Source organism: Streptosporangium subroseum, assembly GCF_900188345.1.
In the GTDB taxonomy this organism is placed as follows: Bacteria; Actinomycetota; Actinomycetes; order Streptosporangiales; family Streptosporangiaceae; genus Streptosporangium; species Streptosporangium subroseum.
This window is the reverse complement of the sequence record NZ_FZOD01000140.1, coordinates 1-4,565: the sequence shown is the minus strand read 5'-3', so window position 1 is coordinate 4,565 and position 4,565 is coordinate 1. Positions and strand designations below refer to the sequence as shown.

Below are 4,565 nucleotides of genomic sequence, written 5' to 3'. Positions count from 1 at the left end.
AGCATCCCGACACCCTCACCCCAGCCGGTACCGTCCGCACCCTCGGCGAAGGACTTACACCGCCCGTCGGCGGCCAAGCCGCGCTGCCGGGAGAATCCGATGAACGTGTTCGGGGTCGCCATCACTGTCACGCCACCGGCCAGCGCGGCGTCGCACTCCCCGCTGCGCAGCGCCTGGATCGCCAGGTGCAGCGCCACCAGCGACGACGAACATGCCGTGTCGACGGTGACCGCCGGACCCTCAAGACCAAACGTGTAGGACACTCGGCCGGAGGCGATGCTGCCGCCGGTGCCCATGAAGCCCTCGGCACTGTCGTCCGAAGCGCCCAGCACCATCGAGTAGTCGTTGTACATCACGCCGACGAATACCCCGGTCCGCGAACCGCGCAGTCCCATCGGGTTCACCCCGGCGTGTTCGAACGCCTCCCAGGAGGACTCCAGCAGCAGCCGGTGCTGCGGATCCATCGCCAGCGCCTCACGCGGCGAGATCCCGAACAATCCAGGGTCGAACTGAGCGGCGTCCCGGAGAAAACCGCCCTCGCGGGAGTAGGTCGTGCCGGGGTGGTCCGGGTCGGGGTGGTACAGGTTCTCCACGTCCCAGCCCCGATCCTCGGGGAAGAACCCGACGCCGTCCCGACCGGCCGCGACCAGATCCCAGAGCTCCTCCGGACTGCTGACGCCACCCGGGAAGCGACAGGCCATCCCGACGATCGCGATCGGGTCGTCCGTCCGCACGGCGTTGCCCGTCGTGCTCGCCGGTGCGGATCCGATCTGTTCGACGGCTCCGGCGAGTTCGGCGGCGAGGTGCCCGGCCAGTGCGAGCGCGTTCGGATAGTCGAACACGAGCGTGGAGGGAAGCCGCAGCCCGGTGACCGTCGCCAGCCGGTTGCGCAGGTCGACCGCGATGAGCGAGTCGAAGCCCAGCTCGCTGAAGGCCCGCTCGACCTCGACCGCGTCCGGACCCGGATAGCCGAGAACAGCGGCCACGTGGGTCCGGACCAGGTCGAGCACGGCCCGCTCGCGCTGTGGCGCCGGCAGACCGGCCAGGCGCTGGCCCAGCGCGGTGTCGGCGCGCTTGCGGACCGGCACCCGTACCAGGCCCGCCAGCAGCGGGGGCAGCAGCCCGGCCGCGGCGGCCTCGCGCAGCGGGGCGGTGTCCAGTGCGAGCGGCGCGACGGCCGCGCGACCGGTACCCAGTGCGGCGTCGAAGGCGGCCAGCCCCTGCTCGGCGGTGAGCGGCAGGACACCGCCACGACGCATCCGGTCACGATCGGCGTCGGTGAGCGTCTCACCCATACCGGCGTCCCACAGGCCCCAGGCCAGCGAGGTCGCCGGAACACCCTGCTCCCGCAACTGGGTGGCGTAGGCATCCAGGAACGCGTTCGCCGCCGCGTAGTTGGCCTGCCCGGCATTACCGAACACACCCGCCGCCGACGAATACAGCACAAACGCCGCCAGGTGCTGGTCCTTCGTCGCCGCGGCGAGGTTGCGGGCGGCGTCGACCTTGGCCCGAAACACCGTCTGCAACCGCTCGGGAGTCAGATCGGCCAGCAAGGCGTCATCCAGCACACCCGCGGCATGGATCACCGCGCTCACCGACTCACCCCGCAGGGCTTCGGCGACCGCGTCCGCGTCGGCCACATCGCAGGCGACCGAACGCACCTGCGCCCCGTCGACCTCCACACTCCGGCCCGACCGAGACAGCAACACCAGCTTCCGGACACCGTGAGCCTGCACCAGATGACGGACCAGGAGACCACCCAGCGTGCCGGTCGCACCGGTCACCACCACGGCCCCGTCCCCGAACTCCACCGCACCAGACGCCTTCAACCGCGCCAGACGCGGCACCCGCACCACACCGTCACGCACCAGCGCCTCCGGCACCGGATAGAACACATCCTCAGAGCCGTCCAGCAGATGAATCCGTTCCGGGTGCTCCGACTGCGCAGACCGCACCAGGCCCCAGAGCGCCGCACCATCCGGGTCGGTGACCACCTCACCCACCGCCCCGAAGGTCCGCACCACCAGCCGGGAACCCGCCCATGCCGGATCGGCCAACCAGGTCTGCAGCAAGGTCAGCAGAGCGGCGGCCCGATCAAGAGCCGCACCCGAGGCCGTCGCGTTCACCAACACCACGGGCGCCGGAGCCGGTAGCGGATCACCGAGTGCGATCACGACCGGGGTCTCCGTCGAAGCGGTCACTTCCTGCGGGGTCCAATCCACCGCGTAGAGCAGCCGATCGGTCGTGCCCGCTCCCAGCTGGGCGGCCGACACCGGACGCAGCACCAGGCCGTCGACCTCGGCGACCGGCGTGCCGGACGCGTCGGCGAGCGCGAGCCGCACCGTGTCGGCACCGCCTGCCCGGGTCAGGTGCGCCCGGAGCCGCGTATCGGCCGGCCCGAACGTCCGGAGCCCGGTGACGGCGAACGGTAGCCGCATCTCACCGTCGGTGAACAGGCCGCCGACGGCGATCGCGTGCAGCACCGCGTCGAACAACGCAGGGTGCAGGCCGTATCCGGTGGTCGTGTGGTCCAGCTCGACCTCGGCGAACACCTCCTCGCCGCGCTTCCAGACGCCCCGCAGGCCCTGGAACGCCGGGCCGTAGACGAGTCCGCTCGCGGCCGTCTCCGCGTAGAAGCCGGACAGGTCCAGCGGGTCGGCGTCGGCCGGCGGCCAGGAGACCAGGTCGATCTTGACGGGGGCTCGACCGTCCGCGGCGGCCAGAACACCGGTGGCGTGCGTCGTCCAGGGCTCTTCGTCCTCGGCACGGGCGTGGATCGCCACCGCACGGCGGCCGTCGGTGTCAGGCTCGGCGAGCGTGGCCCGGAGCTGGACGCCGCCGCGCTCGGGCAGCGGCAGCGGGGCCTGGAGCAGGAGTTCTTCCACGACCGGGACGCCGGCCCGCTCGCCGGCCGCGCGGGCCATCTCGGCCAGCGCGGTGCCCGGCACGAGCGTGCGGCCGAGCACGACGTGGTCGGCCAGCCACGGGTGGGTACGCAGCGACAGCCAGCCGGTGAGCAGCGTCATTGCCGCGTCGGGAGCCTCGATGGCCGCGCCGAGCAGCGGGTGGCCGGTCTCGGCGAGGCCCAGTCCGATCGCGTCCCTGCTGGCGCCGGTCCGCGGCCGGGGCCAGAAGCGCCGGTGCTGGAAGGGATAGGTGGGCAGGTCGACCGGACGGGCGGCGGTGCCGTCGAACAACGCCCGCCACTCCACGTTCTGACCGCGGACGAACAGCTCACCCAGTGCGGTCAGCAACGTCGTGGGCTCGTCCCGGTCCCGGCGCAGCGCGGCCACCGCTACCGCGTCCGGGCTGGCCTCACCGATCAGCGCGGTGAGCACACCGTCCGGGCCCAACTCCAGCACCCGGTCAGCCTTCAAAGCAGCCGCCGCGTCGGCGAACCGGACCGGCTTGCGGACCTGCTCGACCCAGTACGCCGGGTCGGTCCACTGCCCCGCCGCCACCGCCGCGCCGGTCACCGTGGAAACCGCCGGGATCCTCGGCTCACCGAAACTCAGCCCACGGACGATCTCACCGAACTCCGCCAGCATCGGCTCCATCAGGCGCGAATGGAACGCGTGACTCGTTCGCAACCGCGAGGTCTTCCACCCCCGCTCACCGGCCAGCTCGGCGACCCGCTCGATGTCGTCCTCAACCCCGGACACTACCACCGACGCCGGACCGTTCACCGCCGCAACATCAACGGCCAAGCCCTCGCCGTTCGACTCGCCGCCGCCCACGACGGCCAAGCCACCGACACTCGACTCGCCACCACCTATGGAGGCCAGGAGCGCCCGGACATCCACCTCGGCCGCCCCGATGGCGAGCATCGCCCCGCCCGAGGGCAGCGCCTGCATCAACCGGCCCCGAGCCGCGACCAGCGTGGCGGCATCCGCCAGGCTCAGCACACCGGCGGCATACGCCGCCGTGATCTCCCCGATCGAATGCCCCGTCACCACCTCCGGGACCACACCCCACGAACGCACCAGCGCCAGCAGCGCCACCTCAACCGCGAAAATCGCCGGTTGTGCCCAGCCCGTCTGATCCAGCAACGCCGCGTCCAACCCGTGCAGCGGAAGATCCAAAACCTGGCAGACCTCGTCATAGGCCGCCGCGAACACCGGGAACGCCTGATACAGCCCCCGGCCCATCCCGGCCCGCTGCGAGCCCTGACCGGTGAACACCACCGCCAACCGGCCGTGCCCGGCCACGCCGACCAGCGGATGGGCCCCGGCGGCCACCGCCGCCAGCCCGGCGTCCAGGGCAGCGTGGTCGCCGGCCACGACGACCGCGCGGTGCCGCAGCGCCGTGCGCCGGGTCAGCGACCGCGCCAGGTCCGCGATCGGCGCGTCCACCCCGCGTACCTGCTCGGCCTGGGCGCGCAGCCCGGCCTCGTCGGCGGCGGTGAGCACCACGGGCATCGGCCGCCCGTCGGGCACCGTCGGGGTCGGTACGGTCGCGGGTGCCGCCGCCTCGAGGATGACGTGGGCGTTGGTGCCGCTGATCCCGAACGAGGACACCGCCGCGCGACGCGGCCGGTCGACCTCCGGCCAGGCCCGCGCCTCGGT

General features: G+C 72.5%; 1 protein-coding gene. It reads right to left on the bottom strand.

Annotated features, from left to right (window positions below):
• Positions 1-4,565: type I polyketide synthase (locus tag CHC08_RS47545; protein WP_143653718.1), on the bottom strand; the 4,565-nt coding region annotated here is incomplete at both ends.